The organism is Janthinobacterium glycogeni (assembly GCF_051380725.1).
Classification (GTDB): Bacteria; Pseudomonadota; Gammaproteobacteria; order Burkholderiales; family Burkholderiaceae_D; genus Janthinobacterium.
Map to the genome: position 1 here is coordinate 39,805 of NZ_JBNYXP010000011.1, position 19,036 is coordinate 58,840.

The 19,036-nt window shown below is 64.0% G+C and carries 13 protein-coding genes; all 13 read left to right on the top strand.

Annotated elements, in window-relative coordinates; translation table 11 throughout:
- The first annotated feature begins 137 nt into the window (after window positions 1–137).
- The 13 genes from ACQ4W4_RS22090 (at window position 138) to ACQ4W4_RS22150 (ending at window position 18,961) form a co-directional block, all read left to right on the top strand.
- Window positions 138–1,775 carry a ShlB/FhaC/HecB family hemolysin secretion/activation protein gene (locus ACQ4W4_RS22090; RefSeq protein WP_436543790.1) on the top strand — a complete coding sequence of 546 codons (1,638 nt, stop codon included), beginning with the start codon at window positions 138–140 and terminating at the stop codon, window positions 1,773–1,775.
- A gap of 56 nt (window positions 1,776–1,831) precedes the next feature.
- On the top strand, window positions 1,832–3,613 hold the full coding sequence (locus tag ACQ4W4_RS22095; protein WP_436543791.1) for a DUF2341 domain-containing protein: 1,782 nt from the start codon (window positions 1,832–1,834) through the stop codon (window positions 3,611–3,613).
- Between the two features lie 13 nt (window positions 3,614–3,626).
- The gene (locus ACQ4W4_RS22100; RefSeq protein ID WP_034753784.1) at window positions 3,627–4,037 is read left to right on the top strand and encodes an ExbD/TolR family protein; all 411 of its coding nucleotides are present in this window, start codon (window positions 3,627–3,629) and stop codon (window positions 4,035–4,037) included.
- A gap of 10 nt (window positions 4,038–4,047) precedes the next feature.
- Entirely contained in the window at window positions 4,048–4,764 is a 717-nt protein-coding gene (locus ACQ4W4_RS22105) for an energy transducer TonB family protein (protein WP_436543792.1), read from the top strand.
- A 37-nt stretch (window positions 4,765–4,801) separates the two neighbouring features.
- Window positions 4,802–6,538, top strand: coding sequence for a putative porin (locus tag ACQ4W4_RS22110; RefSeq protein WP_436543793.1), 1,737 nt, complete (start codon window positions 4,802–4,804; stop codon window positions 6,536–6,538).
- Window positions 6,539–6,547: 9 nt separating this feature from the next.
- A complete protein-coding gene (locus tag ACQ4W4_RS22115) occupies window positions 6,548–7,234 on the top strand; it encodes a hypothetical protein (RefSeq protein WP_436543794.1) in 687 nt (228 codons plus the stop codon).
- A 25-nt stretch (window positions 7,235–7,259) separates the two neighbouring features.
- Complete coding sequence (locus ACQ4W4_RS22120) at window positions 7,260–7,748, top strand: YbjN domain-containing protein (protein WP_436543795.1); 489 nt, start codon at window positions 7,260–7,262, stop codon at window positions 7,746–7,748.
- 209 nt (window positions 7,749–7,957) lie between these two features.
- Entirely contained in the window at window positions 7,958–11,062 is a 3,105-nt protein-coding gene (locus tag ACQ4W4_RS22125; RefSeq protein WP_436543796.1) for a DEAD/DEAH box helicase, read from the top strand.
- A 49-nt stretch (window positions 11,063–11,111) separates the two neighbouring features.
- Window positions 11,112–12,242 carry a PAS domain-containing sensor histidine kinase gene (locus ACQ4W4_RS22130; RefSeq protein WP_436543797.1) on the top strand — a complete coding sequence of 377 codons (1,131 nt, stop codon included), beginning with the start codon at window positions 11,112–11,114 and terminating at the stop codon, window positions 12,240–12,242.
- Window positions 12,243–12,379: 137 nt separating this feature from the next.
- Window positions 12,380–13,060: a response regulator transcription factor gene (locus ACQ4W4_RS22135; RefSeq protein WP_034753797.1), complete on the top strand. Its 681-nt coding sequence runs from the start codon at window positions 12,380–12,382 to the stop codon at window positions 13,058–13,060.
- Window positions 13,061–13,078: 18 nt separating this feature from the next.
- On the top strand, window positions 13,079–13,225 hold the full coding sequence (locus ACQ4W4_RS22140) for a hypothetical protein (protein ID WP_436543798.1): 147 nt from the start codon (window positions 13,079–13,081) through the stop codon (window positions 13,223–13,225).
- Window positions 13,226–13,358: 133 nt separating this feature from the next.
- On the top strand, window positions 13,359–14,066 hold the full coding sequence (locus ACQ4W4_RS22145; RefSeq protein ID WP_436543799.1) for a transposase: 708 nt from the start codon (window positions 13,359–13,361) through the stop codon (window positions 14,064–14,066).
- A gap of 194 nt (window positions 14,067–14,260) precedes the next feature.
- Window positions 14,261–18,961: a glutamate synthase-related protein gene (locus ACQ4W4_RS22150; protein ID WP_436543800.1), complete on the top strand. Its 4,701-nt coding sequence runs from the start codon at window positions 14,261–14,263 to the stop codon at window positions 18,959–18,961.
- Window positions 18,962–19,036 lie beyond the last annotated feature (75 nt).

The following is a 19,036-nucleotide window of genomic DNA, read 5'->3' on the forward strand; positions in this document are numbered from 1 at the left end:
TATGAACATTTGATGACATTCGGCAGTCGCCGCGCGCGGCGGCTGTCTAGGCATCAGTAGATGAACATCAGCAACAAAAAAACGCCGGCCCAGCGCCGCAACACAGGGCAACCGTTTGATTTTAAGGTGAATGGAAGATGCGTGAAATGACAACCAAGGGCAGGGGCGTGCCGCCAGCGGCGCCTGCAACCGCCTTGACGATGCTGTGCCTGGCCATGCTGGCGCTGCCCGGCATGGCGCGCGCGCAGGACGCGGTCCCGGCGGCCGCTCCCGTGGCCGCGCCGGAACGGCAGGTGACGATCGAGGAATACCTGGTGCGCGGCAATACCGTGCTCGATGCGCGCGCCATCGAAGAGGCGGTCACGCCCTTCCTGGGGCCGGGCCGCACCCTGAAGGACGTGGAAGGGGCGCGCGACGCCCTCGTTGCGGCCTATCAGGCGCGCGGCTACCAGTCCGTCTACGTGGACTTGCCGGAGCAGCAGGTGGAGCAGGGTGTGGTGGTGCTGCAGGTGAGCGAAACGAAGGTGGGGCGCTTGCGCGTGGTCGGCGCGCAATACAACTCGCCGCTCGATGTGCGCCAGCAAGTGCCGGCCCTGACGGAAGGCAAGGTGCCGGACTTTACCCAGGCGCAAGTGGAACTGACGGCCTTGAACCGCGGCCCCAAGCGCCAGGTGATGCCGCTGGTCAAGCAGGGCAGCCTGCCCGGCACCATGGACGTGGACTTGAAAGTCGAGGACAGCAGCCCGTGGCGCGCCAGCGTGGGCTTGAACAACGATTACAGCGCCGACACGAAAAAGCTGCGCACCAGCATGTCGGTGGGGCACGACAATCTGTGGCAGCTGGGGCATAGCGCCACCATCAGCTTTTTCGGCACGCCGGGCGACCTGAACCAGACCAAGGTGTGGTCCGCCTCGTACGTGGCGCCCATCGGCACGCAGGGCTGGAGCGTGGAAGCGACGGGATACCAGTCGAACAGCAACGTGGCCAGCACGGGCGGCACCAGCGTGCTGGGCAAGGGCCACGCGCTGGGCATGAAGCTCAACTACACGGTGCCCAACAGCGGCATCTGGTGGCACAGCTTTTCTGCCGGCATCGATTTCAAGGATAACCAGGAAGCCTTGAAGCTCAATGGCACGGGCAGCAATATTCCGCTCAAGTACGTGCCCCTGAGCGTGTCGTATAACGGCTTTGCGCAGACGGACGCGGCGACGTACGGCCTGGGCCTGTCGCTGGTGGCCGGCACGCGCGCCGCGTTCGGCTACGGCAGCGACAGCGCCGCCTACGACAACAAGCGCTACAAGGCTTCGCCCAGCTTCCTCGTGCTGAAGGGCGACGCCAACGCCACTTACACCCTGGGCAGCGGCGCGCAGCTGCACGGGCGCATGTCGGGCCAGCTGGCCGACGCGGCGCTCGTGTCGGGCGAGCAGATGGCGGCCGGCGGCGCCAATTCCGTGCGCGGCTACCTGTCGGCCGAAGCGACGGGCGACTATGGCGTGTCCGGCACCGTCGAATGGCGCACGCCCCAGCTGACGTATTTCAGCCGCCTGGAAAACTGGCGCCTGTTCGCCTTTGCCGATGGCGCGCGCCTGCGCCTGCGCGATCCGATGATCGAGCAGAAAGACCTGTTCGGCCTGGCGTCCGTGGGTGTGGGCAGCAGCTTCCAGTTCCTGCGCTACCTGAACGGCCGCATCGACTTTTCGTATCCGCTGCGCGATGGCCCGCGCACGCACAAACACGTGCGCCGCATCAATTTCAACCTGTCGGCCAGCTACTGACGGGCCAGCTCAACAGCACTGCACTTTTTTAGACTTTTCTTCGGAGAATCACTGTCATGCAACGTTTTCTTTTCCTGCTCACGATCCTGGGCACGCTCGTTCCCGGCCTGGCGCATGCCTGGTGGCAGCCCGACTGGGCTTACCGCAAACCCGTCACCGTCGACGCCGGCCCGAAGGCGGGCGCCGTGGGCGGCGATCCGGGCCGCATTCCCGTGCTGCTGCGCTTGCATTCGGGTAATTTCAACTTCGAGGGCGTCAGCGACAACGGCGCCGACCTGCGCTTCGTGGCGGGCGACGACAAGACGGTGCTGAACCACCAGATCGAGCAATTCAATCCGCTGCTGGGCATCGCCCTGATCTGGGTCGACGTGCCGGCCCTGACGGCCGGTACGCAGCAGCAGCTGTGGATGTATTACGGCAATCCGAAGGCGCCTGCTTCCGGCAACGGCCAGCGCACCTTCGATCCCGATTACAGCCTCGTGTACCACTTCACCGAACCTGGCGTGCCTTCGCGCGACAGCACCGCCTACGGCAACCATGCCCAGACGGCCGTGCCGGCGCTCGACGGTGCCGTCATCGGCGCCGGCGCCCGCCTGGGCACCACGCCGCTGATGCTGCCCGCCTCGCCTTCGCTGGCGCTGGCCGCCGGCGCGCCGTTCACCTTTTCCGCCTGGGTGCGTCCCGACAACCTGGGCGCGCAGCAAGTGCTGTATGCGCGCCGCGACGGCGCCAATGAATTGCTGATCGGCGTGGACCAGGGCGTGCCCTTCGTGCAAGTGAATGGCCAGCGCAGCAAGCCGGGCCAGCCGATCCAGGCCGCGCAATGGTCGCACCTGGCCGTCAAGGCCGATAAAGCCAACGTGGCCCTGTACGTGGGCGGCCGTCCCGCCGTCTCGCTGGCCACCGCCTTGCCAGCCTTCGCCACGGCCGCCTCGGTAGGCGCCGATGCGGCGCCGGTCGCCTCGGGCGCCGCCACCCTGGCCAACTTCACGGGCGCCATCGACGAGCTGCGCCTGTCGCGCACGGCCCGTCCCGACGCCCTGCTGCTGGCCGACGCCGTCTCGCAAGGTTCCGAATCGCGCCTGGCCGTGTTTGGCGCCGATGAACAGCAGGCCGGCAAAAGCCATTTCGGCTTCATCATCGCCGCCATGCCGCTCGACGCCTGGATCGTCGTCGGCGTGTTGGGCCTGATGATGGTCTTGTCGTGGATCATCATGATCGGCAAGGGCCGCAGCTATGGCGCCATCTCGCGCGCGAATGCGCAATTCATGCAATCGTTCCACGAAGCGGCCGGCGCGCCGCTCGATCACTTGGCGCGCAACGGCAAGCTGAGCGCTTCCGTGAAGACGGATTCCTCGCTGTGGCGTCTGTATGACGTGGCCATCGACGAGATGCGCCGCCGCCACGACCGCGGCTACGACCTGAACGCCGTGTCGAACGCGACGATCGGCGCCATCCGCGCCGCCATGGATGGCGTGATGGTGCGCGAAAGCGAGCGCATGTCCAAGCGCATGATCTGGTTATCCACCACCATCGAAGGCGCGCCGTACGTCGGCCTGTTCGGTACCGTGATCGGCATCATGCTGGTGTTCGTCGTGGCGGCCATGGCCGGCGCCGTGGACATCAACTCGGTGGCGCCGGGCATGGCGGCAGCGCTGCTGTGTACGGCTGCCGGCCTGGGCGTGGCGATTCCCGCCCTGTTCGGCTACAACTGGCTGTCGTCGCGTTCGGACGCCATCGTTGCCGACATGGCTGTCTTCGTCGATGAATTCGCCACGCGTCTGGCGGAAGAGCAGGGCGACGGACGCCAGATGCGTCCCGCGCTGCATCAGGCGTGAGGGGCGCATAACCATGGCCACCTCCGCCAAGTTTACCCCCCGCAAGCGTAGCGGCGGCATCAACATCACGCCCTTCGTCGACGTGCTGCTGGTGGTGCTGGTGATCTTCATCCTGACCAGCAATGCCAGCATTCCCGGCATCAAGGTCGACCTGCCCAAGGCCAGCTCGGCCATGGCGCTGGAAAAGCCGAAGACCAAGGCCATCACCATCGACAACGCGGGCCAGGTCTTCCTCGACGCCTATCCCGTCACCTTGCCCGAACTGGAAGAGCGCTTGCGCACGGAAAAGGCGCTGACGCCCGACTTCCCCGTGATCGTGCGCGGCGACGCCGCCGTGCAATACGCGAAAGTGGTCGAAGTGCTCGATTTGCTGCGCCGGATCGACCTGAACCAGGTGGGCCTGGTGACCGGCAAGCCGGCATGAGGAGCGCAAGGTGAAGCGTGACGACATGATGAAGACGGCCGCCCCGGAAGCGTCAGGCGCGGCGCAGTGGTGGCGCCGCTGGGGCGGCGTGGCCGGCGGCGCGCTGCTGGCCGGTGCGCTGGCCGCGCTGGTCTGGTATTTGCTGTCCGATACGGCGGCCACCAAGCGCGAAGTGGCGGCGCCGCCGATGCTGATGCTGCCACCGCCGCCGCCACCGCCGCCGGAACCGGAAAAACTGCCGGAACCGACGCCCGACAAGGTGGTGCCGGAAGTGTCCGAGCCGGAACCGACGCCGGCCGACAAGCCCATGGATGACGCGCCGGAAAGCCCGTCGCCGGACAAGGGCGACCCCGTCACCATCGACGGCGCGGCGCAGGCCGGCAGCGACGCGTTCGGCATCCAGGCCGGGCGCGGCGGCGGCATGACGGGCGGCGGCGGTGGCGGCGGACTCGGCGCGGGATCGTATGGCCGCTACGTGGCCAACGCGCTGCAGCTGGCTTTTGCCCGCGATCCGCGCACGCGCCAGCTGGCCTTTGCCGACATCCGCGTCGACCTGTGGCTAGATACGGAAGGCCGGACGTCGAAGGTCCACCTTGTGCAAGGCACGGGCAATGCGCAGACGGATGAGCAAGTGCTGGCCATGGTGCGCGACTTCCGCGCCGATGAGCGGCCGCCGGCGTCCCTGCGTTTCCCGGCCCGCGTTTCCATTAAAGGCCGCCGGCCATAGCGCCCCCAACTCATATTAATTTTTTTCGAGAGAAACAATGAATTCCTTATTTTCTTCCCCACAGCGCCTGCGCCGCCTTCCGCTGGCGCTGGCCGCCTTCGCCCTGAGTGTGGCGGCAGGTGCGGTACAGGCGCAGGCCGTCCCGGCCGACAGCACCATGGTCAAGCTGATCCGCGGCCTGATCCAGAGCGGCGCCCTGAACAAGGATGCCGGCGAAGCCTTGCTGGCGCAGGCGCAGAGCGAAGCGCTGGCCGCGGCGCAAGCCCGTCCTGCCGCCGCACCGGCCGCCCTGGCGCAGGTGCAGCCGGGCGACGTGCGCGTGCCGTATATTTCGCAAACCGTGCGCGAACAGATCCGCGACGAGATCAAGGGACAAGTGTTGGCCGAGGCGAAGGCGGGCGGCTGGGCGGCGCCGAATGAAACGCCGGCCTGGAGCAAGCGCATCCGCGTCGAAGGCGACGTGCGCGCACGCTACGAATCGCGCTATTACGACATGGCCAACAGCAATATCGAGATCGACTGGCGCTCGCTCAACAGCGGCAGCGGCTACGACGTCAATTCGAACACCAACCTGGCCCTGCCGGCGCTGCTGAACACGCGCGAAGACCGCAAGCACTTGCTGCGCGCCCGTGCCCGCCTTGGTATCCTGGCCGACATTTCCGACACCACGCAAGCGGGCATCCGCCTGGCCAGCGGCAATGACGACAGCCCGGTGTCCACCACGCAAACCCTGGGCGGCGGCCTGGGCAAGAAGAACATCTGGCTGGACCAGGCCTGGCTGTCCTACCAGCCCGCTTCGTGGCTGAAACTGACGGCGGGCCGCTTCGACAATCCGTTCGTGTCCGGCGACGAATTGTTTTCCAGCGAACTCAATTTCGACGGCATCGCCGCCAAGGTGCAGCAGCCGGTGGGCGAGAGCAAGGACGTCACCGTGTTCGGTACCCTGGGCCTGATTCCGCTCGAGTATTCGTCCGACAATGCGCCTAGCCGCAGCCAGGCAAAAATGTCGAGCGAAAACAAATGGCTGCTGGGCGCGCAAGTGGGCGCGTCGTGGAAGATCAATAGCGACCATCAGTTGCGCGGCGCGCTGGCCTACTACAACTTCCGCAATATCAGCGGCGAGTATTCGCAGCCGTGCGCGCTGTACGCGGGCGCCGATGGCTGCAGCACGGACTGGTCGCGTCCATCGAGCATGCAAAAGGGCAATAGCTTGATGTTGCTGCGCAATATCGCTCTGAACCCGCTGGACCCGGCGAATACACCGCAGCCGCAGTACGTGGGCCTGGCCTCGAAATTCCGCCTGGCAAACCTGAATGCGCGCTGGGATAGCAAGGTGGCCGGCGGCACGGACTTGCGCATCGAAGGCGATTATGTGCGCAACATGGCTTACGACAAGAACGCCATGTGGGCGCGCGCCAAGGGCGGCATCATGAACAACTTCGGCGGCACGGGCGGCGTCTCGCAAGCCGATTTCAGGAGCGGCGGCAATGCCTACATGCTGCAGGCAACCCTGGGCAAGGCCAGCCCGGCGGCGCGCGGCGACTGGAACGTTTTACTGGGATACAAGCGCATCGAACCGGACGCCTTGCCTGACGCCTACAACGATTCCACCTTCCACCTGGGCGGCACGAATGCGCGCGGGTATTACCTGGGCGGCGCGTATGCGCTCGACAAGAATACCTGGCTGAACGGCCGCTGGACGTCGAGCCGCGAAGTGTTCGGTTCGGCGCTGTCGATCGACACTCTGCAAATCGAATTGAACGCGCGTTTTTAAGGAGCCATGATGTTGATATCCAACAAAATGCGCCTGCCTTTATTGCTGCTGAGCTTGCTGGCCGGCGGCGCCCAGGCGCAGGGACAGAAGGGCCAGAGCATGGAAGAGCGTCTGCGTGCCGAGCTGCGCAATGTCACGGCGCAATTGCAGCAGACGCGCGGCGAGCTGGACGCGCTCAAAGCCAAGGGCGTGCCTGCCGCCAAGGCGGCGCCCGCCGCCGCCGCGCCTGCCAGCGATGGCTTGAAAAAAGAGCTGGCGCGCAGCCAGTCGCAGCTGGCGCAGGAACGCGCGCAGCGGGAAAAGCTGGCAGCCGAGCAGCAGCGCGGCGCGGCTGCCGCACAGGAGGCCGCCGCCAGCCTGGCGCAGTACCGCCAGGCCAGCGAGCGGCTGGCCGCCACGGGCAAGCAGCAGGAAGCGGAACGTGCACGCCTGGACGGCGAAGTGACGGCCCAGCGCGGCGCCCTGGCGCGCTGCGAAAGCAAGAATGCCCAGCTGTATGCGGCCGGGCAGGAAATCCTGCAAGCGTACGAGTCGTTGAATGTGCTGGACGTCATGAAGGCGCGCCAGCCGTTCGCCGCGCAAAGCAGAGTGAAACTCGAGCAAATCGCGCAGCAGTACGGCGACCAGCTGTACCAGGGCCGCTTCGATGCGCGTCAAACAGAAACACCTGCCGCGCCCGCGCCGGCCCCCCAATAATTTTTTTGAAATGAATGGAACGACGATGGAAAATACCAACAACTTGCTGACCACCCTGAATGCGGAACAAACGGCCGAGGCCATCAAGGCTGCCGGCTGCGCCGTGACCAGCATTGAACACGACGGTGTCGTGCGCCTGCACAGCGCCAGCCATGGCATCGGTTTCCAGGTGCTGTGGGGTAATGAAGCCGCGCCTGGCCAATATGCGGACCTGACCTTGAGCTGCCCGCTGCGCGTGCAGGGCGGCGACTTGCCGGCCGGCTTGCTGGCCGAATGGCACCGCAGCAAGCGCTTCGCGCGCGTGGCCCAGCATGGCGATTTCGTCGTGCTGGAAATGGATGTGCTGGTCGCCGGCGGCGTCAGCAAGGAGTACCTGAATATCAATCTGCAACTGTGGACGCAGATGATGGGCCAGTTCTTCTTGTTTTTGCGCAACTTTACGCCGGCCGATACGAGCACGGCACCGGTAGTCGAGGCCGTCAGCGTGGCCGAAGAAGAAACTGTGCCGGCCTGATAAGCCATCCACAGGCGGTAAAAAAAGGCCCATGACGGGCCTTTTTTGCCATTGGCGGGTCCCAAGTGTCGTATTAAATACTTATTTTTTAGGCATCGCGCATGAAAACTGCTCAAAGAGCGTGTGTGAATCAAGCCAGCAAGGCCTGTATGGCGGATAATATTGCCTGTTGCCGATTTGGATACGACCTTTACACAAAAATGCGCCCCATGGATTTTACCCGCGACGAGACCAGTGAAACCCCAGTTGCCCCGGCCAGCGCGCCGGGAGCGCCTTTGCCGTATGCCGTCGCCACCTGGCTGCAGCGGGTGGAGGCTGCCGCCCATCCGAAGGCCGTGCTGACGATTGCCGAGCCCGATCCCAAACTCAACCAGCACCGCCTGATCTACGTGCTGGCGCCCACCAGCGGTGGTCGCCACGTGGCGCTGTGCCTGTACAAGGCGCGGCTGCGGCCAAACGGCGACGTGGCGGCGGCGTCTCCCATCAGCGAAATCTTTTCCCTGCTGTCGGCGCCGCCCACGTTCTTGACGCCGGCCGACGAAGACCTCGTGCGCTTCTTCGTGGCCATGCGCAGCGGGCAGAATTCGCAGACGGGCAGCGCCACGGAGCCGAAGGGCAAGGTGGGCGCGGCCCTGCTGAAAATGCTGGCCGAGCAGGATAAATTGTTGTGGGCCAATTCCTGGGCCGATGTCGGCAATGGCCTCGTCTATCCGTTGAAGGAAGGTCCCGTGCGCCCGGCGCGCCTGTTCTGGCGCGACGAAGGCAAGACCATGCGTCTGGGCTGGCAAGTGGACCCGCCGGAAGGCGCGAAGCACCATGGCGCCGACCAGATCGATTACATGCTGCCCACCGATCCGCCGTGGTACATCGACAATCTGTCGTGCGGCGTGCTGGAACTGAACCAGGGCGGCTCCGATATTTCCCTGGCCGACCTGCAGGCGCTGGTGGCGCAGGCGCCGCCGTTGAATGCGAACGACAAGGTGCGCGTGTCGCAACTGCTGCTGGCGCAAGGCTTGCAGCATTTGATGCCGCTGCCGCAACCGTTGCCGCAGCGCTTGCGCAAGGATGTGCCGGCGCAACCGGTGTTGCTGCTGGACAGCGCCATGCTGGCCGACGGCAGCGCGCAGCGCTGGAGCGATTTCGCCGTGCTGTCCTACGACTACGATGGCGAAAGAGTCTCGTTCGACCCGTCGCAGCGCGTCGTGCGGCAAGTGGGCGAGGTGACGGAAATTATCCAGAGAAACACGGTCGATGAAGCGCGCGCGCTGGCCACGCTGGCCGAGCTGCAATTCAAGAAGCCGGGCTCCGCTCCCTTGAGCGGCTTGAAGGGCGCCTTGCTGCTGCCTTCCCAGGCGGAATGGCTGCGTTTTGCCGAGTCCGGGATCGACGCCTTGCTGGAGCAGGGCTGGATCGTGGAAAAGACGGCCAAGTACCGCTACGACGTGAGCGACGTGGGCGACTGGTACGCGGAGATCGACGACCAGGACCCGGACAGCGGCAACGCCTGGTTCGAGCTGGAGCTGGGCATCGTCGTCAACCACGAGCGCGTGCCGCTGCTGCCCGTGCTGGTGCAGCTGATCCGCAACGCGCCCAACGATTTCAATCCGAAAGTCATCGAAGCGCATGCGGACGATGACCAGATGCTGGCGACCTTGCCGGACGGCACGCGCGTCGCCCTGCCGTGGGGCAGAGTGCGCCCCATCCTGAACACGCTGGGTGAGCTGTATTTCAGCGACAAGATCAGGCATGCCGTGCGCATGTCGACCCTGGACGCGGCACGCCTGGAAGAGCTGGCGCGGGGCCTGGAGATGCAGTGGACGGGCGGCGAGCAGCTGCGCGCCATGGGCCGCAAGCTGAGCCAGTTCGGTTCCGTGCAAAAAGTGGCGGCACCCGCGGGCTTGCAGGCGACCCTGCGCGACTACCAGGCCGACGGCCTGGCGTGGATGCAATTCCTGCGCGACCATGACCTGGCGGGCATCCTCGCCGATGACATGGGCCTCGGGAAAACCGTGCAGACGCTGGCGCATATTCTGGTGGAAAAGGAAGCGGGCCGTCTCACGCATCCGGCCCTCGTCATCGCACCGACTAGCTTGATGGGCAACTGGCAGGACGAGGCGGCAAAATTTGCGCCCAGCCTGAAGGTGTTGCTGCTGCAAGGCAAGGACCGCGCCCAGCAATTCGACCAGATCGACCAGTGCGACCTGGTGCTGACGACGTATGCGCTGCTGCCGCGCGACGAGGAAACCTTGCGCGAGCACGATTTCCACCTGGTCATCCTCGACGAATCGCATTACATCAAGAATACGCGCAGCAAGGCGGCGCAAAGCGCGGGCCTGCTGCGCGCGCGCCATCGCCTGTGCCTGTCCGGCACGCCGCTGGAAAATCATCTGGGCGAGCTGTGGTCGCAATTCCACTTCCTGCTGCCGGGCTTGCTGGGCGACGAAAAGACCTTCAACACCCAGTTCCGCCACCCGATCGAGCGCCAGGACGATCCGTTGCGCCGCATGCTGCTGAACCGCCGCATCAAGCCGTTCCTGCTGCGCCGCACGAAGGACAATGTGGCCAAGGAGCTGCCGCCGAAGACGGAGATGGTGCGCAAGGTGGAACTGACGGGCCCGCAACGCGATCTGTATGAAACCGTGCGCCTGGCGATGGATCAAAAGGTCCGCGAAGAAATCGACAAGAAGGGCGTGGCGCGCAGCCAGATCGTCATCCTCGAAGCGCTGCTGAAACTGCGCCAGGTGTGTTGCGACCCCCGCCTGGTGAAATCCTTGCCGGCGAAGAAGCAGTCGGCCGGTTCGGCCAAGCTGCTCGACCTGATGCAGATGGTGGAAGACTTGCTCGACGAAGGGCGCAAGATACTCGTCTTCTCGCAATTTACCAGCATGCTGGAATTGATCGAGGAAGAACTCGAATCGCGCGACATCCCGTATGCCCTGCTGACGGGCGAGACGAAGGACCGGGGCGCGCAGGTGGCGGCCTTCCAGCAGGGCGCCGTGCCCATCTTCCTGATCAGCCTGAAAGCGGGCGGCGTGGGACTGAACCTGACGGCCGCCGACACGGTCATCCACTACGATCCGTGGTGGAATCCGGCGGCGGAAAACCAGGCCACGGACCGCGCCTGGCGCATCGGCCAGGACAAGCCCGTGTTCGTCTACAAATTGATCGCGAAGGGCACGCTGGAAGAAAAAATCCAGTTGCTGCAGCAAAAGAAATCGGAGCTGGCGCAATCGATCCTGGCCGAAGGCGAATCGCAGAAGATGGCGCTCACGCAGGAAGACTTGCAGCAGATTTTCGCCCCGCTGGAGGATTAACGGCGTGGCACGCGTATACTTGGCGCTTCTTTCCTGCCAGGTATAACGCATGCTGCCCATTTTCCTCCTGCTGCTTGCCGGCGCCGTCCTCATGGCGCTGCGTTTCGTCCAGTTGCGCCGCGCCCTGCTGCGCGCGCGGGCGGGCGAAGCGCAGTTCCGCCTGCTGGCCGAGCACGGGCGCGACGCGGCGTTCCTGCTCGACGCCACCACCCTCGAATTGCTCTACATCAGCCCCGCCGCGCAGCGCCTGACGGGCCATGATGTGCCTGCCTTGCGCGAACACGCGGCGCAGCTGGCGGCCGACGTGCCGGCCCGGCTGCAGCGCTGGCGCGACGGCGATACCAGCCGCTTGACCCTGCTGCGCGAAGTGGAATTGCCGCACGCCGACGGCCGCCTGCTGGCGCTGGAAATCAGCTCGACCATCGTGCCCGCATCGGCGAGCGAGCGGGGCGTCACTATCGTGGGCACGGTGCGCGACGTCAGCGCCGCCCACGCGCAGGAAGCCGAGCGGGAAAAGGAGCAGAAGCGCTTCGCTTCGATGCTGTCGCACGAATTCCGCACGCCGCTCGCCACCATCGACGGCGCCATCCAGCGCCTCGTCTCGACGTCGCAAGACGCCGACGAGGCCACGCGCAAGCGCTACGTGAAAATCCAGACGGCCGTCGACCGCCTGCTGGCCATGATCGACGATTACCTGTCGCCCGAGCGCATGGCGGCTATCGGCCGCGAACGGGCCGCCGACGGCATCGCGCCGCTGGCCTTGCTGCAGCAGGCGGCCGCCACCGTGCCGGCCAGCCACCGCGTGCAACTGGAACTCGATGAAGACTTGCCGGCCCGGCTGCGCTGCGACGTGCCCGGCATGGCCCTGTGCCTGAAAATCCTGCTCGACAACGCCGTCAAGTTCAGCCCGCCGGGCGGCGTCATCACCGTGTCGGCCAGGCTGGTGCCCGAAGGCGGCGTGGCCCTGTGCGTGCGCGATGCGGGACCCGGCTTGCGGGAAGAAGAACTGGCCCAGCTGTTCGAGAAAGGACGCCGTGGAATCGATGCCACGCATCCCGGTGCGGGCCTGGGCCTGTACATGGCGCGCGCCGTGGTGGACGTACATGGCGGGAGTTTACAGGGGCATAATCTGCCCGAAGGTGGGGCGCTTTTCCGGATTTGGCTGCCGCTTCCTGTCTAGACAAGGAAAAGCCTTGCTTCCGCTGAAGCCAACCGTGATAATTCCTTGACGTAAACCTATTGTGCCGTCCATCATGGTGCAGAAGTGAATGGCATGGTTTGCCCACGGTAGCTCACTAATGGAAGAATGGCGTTGCAATGACGAAAATACTGATCGTCGAAGACAATCTGGACTACGCCGAAGACATGGCGGAGTTTCTCGTTGAGCTCGAACACGAAGTTCATATCACCAGCTCCGCTGGGGGCATGTGGACGGCGTTGAGCCATGGCAATGTTGGGGTGGTCGTGCTGGACCTGGGCTTGCCCGATGAGGACGGCTTCAACGTCATCCCCCGCATGCGCCAGCTGTATCCGCAAATCGGCGTGCTGGTGCTGACGGGGCGCGTCGCCTTCGACAGCCGCATCCTGGGCTTGCGCCTGGGCGCCGACCATTATCTGACCAAGCCGATCAAGTTCCCCGAACTGGCCGCCCACATCGAGGCGCTCGACCGCCGCGTCGGTCCGCAAGATCCCGTGCCCGAGCCGGGCAAGTGGACCTTGAAAGTAAGCGCTCGCCAACTTGAACTGATGGGCGCCGTCATCGCCCTGACTGAAAAAGAATTCAACTTCCTGCACCTGCTCACCATCAACACCCGCCCCGTGCCGCGCGACGTCATCGTGGCCGGCATGGGCGGCGAAGATCCCGATGCGGGCCGCCGGGTCGACATGCTCGTGTACCGCCTGCGCAAGAAAGCCAAGACGGGCCTGGGCCAGGACTTGCCGCTGCGCAGCGCGTATGGCGAGGGCTACAGCCTGTCGGCCAGTTTCAATTTGTCCTGACCAGCAGAGGCGGTCCTGATGAAATGGCGTGTTCTGCTTGGGCTGCTGTTGATCGTTGGCTTGTCCTGTGCTGCTCTGTGGCTACGTCAGGAATGGAAAATCGACAGCTGCCTCGACAAGGGCGGCCGCTGGAATTACCCGCAGGCTGTTTGTGAAGGCGCATGAACGCCCTGTCGCAAAATTAAGGGACAGAGTCAGCCGCCTTTTCCAGCATTTCAAATAAAACAGGGTCAGAGTCGCGTCCGGCACGCATACTGTGTAAAATCAAGGCCTTAGCCTTCTTTTTACCGATTCTGCCATGGCCCGTTTGCCCCGCCTCATCATTCCAGCACTGCCCCATTACGTGATCCAGCGCGGCAGCAACCGCCAGCCCGTATTCCAGGACGCGGCGGACTACGCGCAATGTTTGTCCTGGCTGAAAACGGGCGCAAAAATGTTCAAGGTGGCCATCCACGCCTATGTTTTGTTGCCGGATCAACTACATTTGTTGGCCACGCCGGCCGATGCGACGGGTCTGGGGCAGCTGATGCAGTGGCTGGGACGCTATTACGTGCCGTATTTCAACCAGAAATACGGCCGCGAAGGTGCCTTGTGGCAGGGACGCTACAAAACTTCCGTCATCGATCCCGACAATTTCTTCCTCACGTGCTGCCGCTATCTGGAATGCGTGCCCGTGCAAACGGGCCTGGCGGGCCAGGCGCTCGATTACAGCTGGTCCAGCTATGCCCACCATGCCGGCGTGCGGCCCGATCCCGTCATCACCGACCATGCGCTGTACTGGGCGCTGGGCAACACGCCGTTCGACCGCGAGGCGGCGTATCTGCGCCTATTCGAGCAAGGCCTGGGCAGCAGCCAGGTGAAAGTGGTGGAACAGGCTGTATTGAAGGGCTGGCCGCTGGGTTCCGACGCGTTCAAGCAGGCGCTGGAGCAGAAAATGCAGCGGCAAGTGTTGCCGGCCAAGCGCGGTCGTCCCCGCAAAATCGTGGCCGCTGCGGACGCCAATTGACAGGCATTCGCATTTAAAACAAAAAACGGTTTCTTTCTGACGTTTTATTGAAATGGCTTCGACTATGTCCCTATTAAATTTTTAGAGCGACGGAATCGAATTTAATTCGACTCCGACCCTAATTGTTCTGGTTGAGTTTTTTGTTGCGTTGCACTACTCTAGTTTTTCGATAGTCATATGCAGCGGAGAAGCCCATGAAAGCGCAAGGCCTGTACGACCCAGCCAATGAACACGATGCCTGCGGCGTCGGTTTCGTCGCCCATATCAAGGGCAACAAGACCCATTCGATCGTCGAACAGGGTTTGCTGATTCTGAAAAACCTCGATCACCGGGGCGCCGTCGGCGCCGATGCGCTGATGGGCGATGGCGCCGGCATCCTGATCCAGATTCCCGACCAGTACTACCGCGAAGAAATGGCCAAGCAGGGCGTGGAATTGCCGCCGCCTGGCGAATACGGCGTGGGCATGGTCTTCCTGCCGAAGGAACACGCGTCGCGCATCGCTTGCGAACAGGAAATCGAACGCGCCGTGCGCATCGAGGGCCAAGTCGTGCTGGGCTGGCGCAACGTGCCCATCGATACGGATATGCCGATGTCGCCCACCGTGCGCGCCAAGGAACCGGTCATCCGCCAGATCTTCATCGGCCGCGGCCCGGACATCATGGTCACCGACGCGCTCGAGCGCAAACTGTATGTGATCCGCAAATCGTCGGGCCACGCCATCCAGGCCTTGAAACTGCTGCACGGCAAGGAATTTTTCGTGCCGTCGATGTCGGCCCGTACCATCGTCTATAAAGGCTTGCTGCTGGCCGACCAGGTGGGCGTGTACTACAAGGACTTGCAGGATGCGCGCTGCATCTCGGCCCTGGCCCTCGTGCACCAGCGTTTCTCGACGAATACCTTCCCGGAATGGCCGCTGGCCCACCCGTACCGCCTGATCGCCCATAACGGCGAGATCAACACGGTGAAAGGCAACTTCAACTGGATGCGCGCCCGTGAAGGCGTGATGAAGTCGGCCGTGCTGGGCGACGACCTGCAAAAGCTGTTTCCTCTGATCTATGAAGGCCAGTCCGACACGGCGTGCTTCGACAATGCGCTGGAACTGCTGCTGATGGCCGGCTACCCGATCGCCCAGGCGATGATGATGATGATTCCGGAAGCGTGGGAAAACCACACGACCATGGATGACAACCGCCGCGCCTTCTATGAATACCACGCGGCCATGATGGAACCGTGGGATGGCCCCGCCGCCATGGCGTTCACGGACGGCCGCCACATCGGCGGCACCCTGGACCGCAACGGCTTGCGTCCGGCCCGCTACATCGTCACGGACGACGACCTGGTGGTGATGGCGTCGGAATCGGGCGTGCTGCCGATTCCCGAGTCGAAGATCATCCAGAAATGGCGCTTGCAGCCTGGCAAAATGTTCCTGATCGACCTGGAAGCGGGCCGCATCATCGACGACCAGGAACTGAAAAACACTTACGCCAACGCCAAGCCGTATAAAGCGTGGATCAACTCGGTGCGCATCAAGCTCGACGAGATCAAGCTGGCCGAAGGACAAGCGAAACAGGACCGCGCCCAGGGCGAAAAGGCCCAGCCATCGTTGCTGGACCGCCAGCAGGCGTTCGGCTACACGCAGGAAGACTTGAAATTCCTCATGGCGCCGATGGCACTGGCCGGCGAAGAGGCGACGGGCTCGATGGGCAATGACTCGCCGTTGGCCGTCATGTCGAACAAATTGAAGCCGCTGTATAACTACTTCAAGCAATTGTTCGCGCAAGTGACGAATCCGCCGATCGACCCGATCCGCGAAGCGATGGTGATGTCGCTCGTGTCCTTCATCGGCCCGAAACCGAACTTGCTCGACACCAACAACGTCAATCCGCCGATGCGCCTGGAAGTGGCGCAGCCCGTGCTGGGCTTTGACGACATGGCGCGCCTGCGCAACATCAGCGCCCACACGGGCGGCAAGTTCAAGTCGTATGAACTGGACATCTGCTACCCGCTGGCCTGGGGCAAGGAAGGCGTGGAAGCGTGCCTGGCCTCGCTGTGTGCGGAAGCCGTCGACGCCGTCAAGTCGGGCCACAACATCCTCATCGTCTCGGACCGCGCCATCTGCGCCGACCAGGTGGCGATCCCCGCGCTGCTGGCCACCTCCACCGTGCACCAGCACCTGGTGAGCAAGGGCTTGCGCGCCTCCACCGGCCTCGTCGTGGAAACGGGCTCGGCCCGCGAAACGCACCACTTCGCCTTGCTGGCAGGCTATGGCGCGGAAGCCGTCCACCCGTATCTGGCCATGGAAACCCTGGCCGAGATGGCGCACGGCTTGCCGGGCGATTTGTCCGCCGAGAAAGCCATCTACAACTACACCAAGGCCGTGGGCAAGGGCTTGATGAAGGTCATGTCGAAGATGGGCATTTCGACGTATATGTCCTACTGCGGCGCGCAAATCTTCGAAGCCATCGGCCTGAACAAGTCGCTGGTCGACAAATACTTCAAGGGCACGGCCTCGAACGTGGAAGGCATCGGCGTGTTTGAAGTGGCGGAAGAAGCGCTGCGCCTGCACGCGCTTGCCTTCGGCAACGATCCCGTGCTGATCGATAAGCTCGACGCGGGCGGCGAGTACGCGTTCCGCGTGCGCGGCGAAGACCACATGTGGACGCCGGACGCGATTGCGAAGCTGCAGCATTCCACGCGCAGCAACAATTTCTCCAGCTATAAGGAGTACGCGCAAATCATCAACGACCAGAGCCGTCGCCACCTGACCCTGCGCGGCCTGTTCGAGTTCAAGCTCGACCCGACCAAGGCCATCCCGCTCGATGAAGTGGAACCGGCCAAGGAAATCGTCAAGCGCTTCGCCACGGGCGCCATGTCGCTCGGTTCCATCAGCACGGAAGCGCACGCAACGCTTGCGGTCGCCATGAACCGCATCGGCGGCAAGTCGAACACGGGCGAGGGCGGCGAAGATCCGAACCGCTACACGCAGGAATTGAAGGGCATCCCGATCCGCCAGGGCGACACGATGGCTTCCGTCGTGGGCGCCGAGCAGATCGTCGTCGATATTCCGCTGCAGGAAGGCGATTCCATGCGCTCGCGCATCAAGCAGGTGGCGTCGGGACGTTTCGGCGTCACGGCCGCTTACCTGAACTCGGCCGACCAGATCCAGATCAAGATGGCGCAGGGCGCCAAACCGGGCGAAGGCGGCCAGTTGCCGGGCCATAAGGTGTCGGAATACATCGCCAGCCTGCGCTTTTCCGTGCCGGGCGTGGGCCTGATTTCGCCGCCGCCGCACCATGACATCTATTCGATCGAAGATCTGGCGCAGCTGATCCATGATTTGAAGAACGCCAATCCGCGCGCCTCGATTTCCGTGAAACTGGTGTCGGAAGTGGGTATCGGCACTGTGGCTGCCGGCGTCACCAAGGCGAAAGCCGACCACGTGGTCGTCGCCGGCCACGACGGCGGCACGGGCGCTTCGCCATTGTCGTCCGTGAAACATGCGGGCACGCCGTGGGAGCTGGGTCTGGCCGAAACGCAACAAACCCTGGTCTTGAACGGCTTGCGCAGCCGTATCCGCGTGCAGGCCGACGGCCAGATGAAGACGGGCCGCGACGTGGTCATCGCCGCCCTGCTGGGCGCCGACGAGATCGGTTTCGCCACGGCACCGCTGGTGGTCGAAGGCTGCATCATGATGCGCAAATGCCACTTGAATACGTGCCCGGTGGGCGTGGCCACGCAAGATCCGGTGCTGCGCGCCAAGTTCTCGGGCAAGCCCGAGTATGTCGTCAACTACTTCTTCTTCGTTGCCGAGGAAGCCCGTCAATTGATGGCGCAGCTGGGCATCCGCACGTATGACGAGCTGATCGGCCGTGTCGACTTGCTGGACAAATCGAAGGCGATTTCGCACTGGAAGGCGCAGGGGCTGGACTTCTCGTCCATCTTCTACAAGCCGGAAACACCGGATGGCCAAGCCTGCCGCCATGTGGAATTCCAGGACCATGCGCTGGAAAAGGCGCTCGACCACAAGCTGATCGCGCAAGCGCGCGCGGCGCTGGAAAAGGGCGAGCGCGTCTCCTTCATCTCGCCCGTGCGCAACCTGAACCGCACGGTGGGCACCATGTTGTCCGGCGAAGTGGCAAAGAAATACGGCCACGCCGGCTTGCCGGACGACACCATCCACATCCAGCTGCAAGGCACGGCGGGCCAGTCGGCCTGCGCATTCCTGGCGCACGGCATCACGATCGACCTGGTGGGTGAAGGCAACGATTACGTGGGCAAGGGCTTGTCGGGCGGGCGCATCATCGTGCGGCCCAATACCGAGTTCCGTGGCTGGGCCGTGGACAACATCATCATCGGCAACACGGTGCTGTACGGCGCCATCGCCGGCGAAGCCTTCTTCAACGGCGTGGCCGGCGAACGCTTTGCCGTGCGCAACTCGGGCGCCACCACGGTGGTCGAGGGCCTGGGCGACCATGGCTGCGAATACATGACGGGCGGCACGGTGGTGGTCCTGGGCAACACGGGACGCAACTTCGCGGCCGGCATGTCGGGCGGCATCGCCTATGTGTACGACCCGGCCGGCGACTTTGCCAGCAAATGCAACACGGCCATGGTCAGCCTGGACAAGGTCGTGTCGGCGGCGGAACAGCATGTCGACCGCGACGCCTGGCATACGCAGCACCGCGATGGCGTGCCGGAAGCGGACGAAGTCATCCTCAAGCGCCTGATCGAGCGTCACTTCAAGCACACGGGCAGCACGCGCGCCCGTGTCCTGCTGGACGACTGGGCTGCGGCGCGCGGCAAGTTCGTGAAAGTCTTCCCGAACGAATACAAGCGCGCGCTGATCGAGATGGCTGCCGACGCCGCCATGGAAGTGCAAGCCGTCGCCGCCTGAGCCAGCCAAGCTCATTGCCAAATGAACGACCAGGGAGCGGCCATGCCGCTCCCCGCCAGCCAAATACAAAGGAAA